Genomic DNA, 1,837 nt, shown 5'->3' with positions numbered 1-1,837 from the left:
AGACGCGCGGACTGGTCACGAGCGCGGCCAACACGTTCCGCTACTTCGCCGCCTGCGTCGAAACGCTTGAGGAGTCGCTCACGCCTTCTCGCGGCGATTTCATGACGATGAGCGTGTATGAACCGCTCGGCGTCGTAGCGGCGATCACGCCGTGGAATTCACCGATCGCTTCCGATGCGCAAAAGCTCGCGCCGGCGCTGGCCGCCGGCAACGCAGTCGTTTTGAAGCCCGCTGAGGTGACGCCACTGGCTTCGCTGGCGCTTGCCCGTATCTGCGAGGAAGCCGGCGTGCCGAAGGGCGTGCTGAGCGTCCTGCCGGGCAAGGGGTCGATTGTCGGCGACGCGCTGGTGCGCCATCCGCTGGTTAAAAAGATCGCGTTCACCGGCGGCACGGAAGTCGGGCGTGGTATCGCTCGGCTGGCGGCGGACAAGCTGATGCCGGTCTCGCTGGAACTGGGTGGGAAGTCGCCGACCATCGTGTTCGACGATGCGGACATTGACCATGCGGTGAATGGCGTGCTGTACGGCATCTTCAGTTCATCGGGCGAGTCGTGCATCGCGGGTTCGCGCCTGTTCGTGCAGCGCTCGATCTATGACATGTTCGTCGCGCGCCTGGTGCAAGGCGCGCGCCGTCTGCGCGTGGGCGACCCGTCGCGCGAGGACACGCAGATGGGACCGCTCATCACGGGACAGCATCGCGACTCGGTCGAGCGCTACGTGGCGCTCGGACTGGAAGAGGGCGGCAAGCTGCTGTGCGGCGGAGAACGTCCCGCAGGCGACGGCCGCGAGCAAGGCTTCTTTTACTCGCCCACGATCCTCGATGGCCTGACCAACGAGGCGCGTATCTGCCAGGAAGAAATCTTCGGGCCGGTCCTCGTCGTGCTGCCTTTCGACGATGAAGCGTCGCTCATGCGCGAAGCCAACGCCAGCGTCTTCGGTCTCGCAGCCGGCATCTGGACGAACGACTACAAGCGTGCCTGGCGAGTGGGCCGCGCGCTGGAAACCGGCACCGTCTGGATCAACACGTACAAGCAATTTTCGATTTCGACGCCATTCGGCGGCTGGAAGGACAGCGGCATGGGACGCGAAAAGGGCCACCTCGGCATTCGCGAATACATGCAGCAGAAGAGCCTTTACTGGGGTATGAACGACGCTCCGCTGCCGTGGGCCAACTAGGAAGCAAGTCATGACTATTCTTGGCATTGAACAGATCACTTACGGCGTGACGGACCTCCCAACGTGCAGGACATTTTTCAGCGACTGGGGCCTGAAAGAAGTCGCGCACGATGAAACCCATGCGCGTTTTGAAGCGCAGAACGGCTGCACGATCATGGTCGTCGACGCAAACGATCCCGCGCTCCCGCCCGCTTTCGAACCGGGTCCGACGCTGCGCGAAGTGACATGGGGTGTTGCGACGATGGAAGAACTCGACGCGTTACGCGGCAAGTTCGCGGGTCAGCCAGGCCACTTTGAAACCAGCGATGCGGTCGGTTGCATCGACCCGAACGGCATGGCTATCCGCGTCGAAGTCACGCGCAAGCGCGCACTGGATATCAAGGGCTCGCCCTCGAATGTATGGGGTCAGAATCTGCGCATCGATACCCCGAGTCCCGTGTATGAGCGCGCGGAACCCATCGAAGTCGGTCATGTCGTCTTCTTCACGAATTGCATAGCCGAACAGGAAAAGTTCTATCACGACTTGCTTGGTTTCGAGACGTCGGATCGCTATCCGGAGCGCGGCGCGTTCATGCGTTGCGCGCCGCACGGCGGTCATCATGACCTGTTCCTGCTGCAACTCCCCGACGGCCGCCGCGGCCTTAATCACGTTGCGTTCACCG

Annotated in this window: 2 protein-coding genes; both read left to right on the top strand. The window is 62.5% G+C overall.

What is annotated here, in order from left to right; translation table 11 throughout:
* Positions 1–1,175: aldehyde dehydrogenase (locus WCA53_RS02355; RefSeq protein WP_423905069.1), on the top strand; the 1,175-nt coding region annotated here is incomplete at its 5' end.
* A gap of 10 nt (positions 1,176–1,185) precedes the next feature.
* Positions 1,186–1,837: VOC family protein (locus WCA53_RS02350; protein WP_423905067.1), on the top strand; the 652-nt coding region annotated here is incomplete at its 3' end.

The organism is Caballeronia sp. (assembly GCF_049581465.1).
Lineage (GTDB): Bacteria > Pseudomonadota > Gammaproteobacteria > Burkholderiales > Burkholderiaceae > Caballeronia.
The sequence above is the reverse complement of the archived record's forward strand: the minus strand, read 5'-3'. Positions and strand labels throughout refer to the sequence as shown.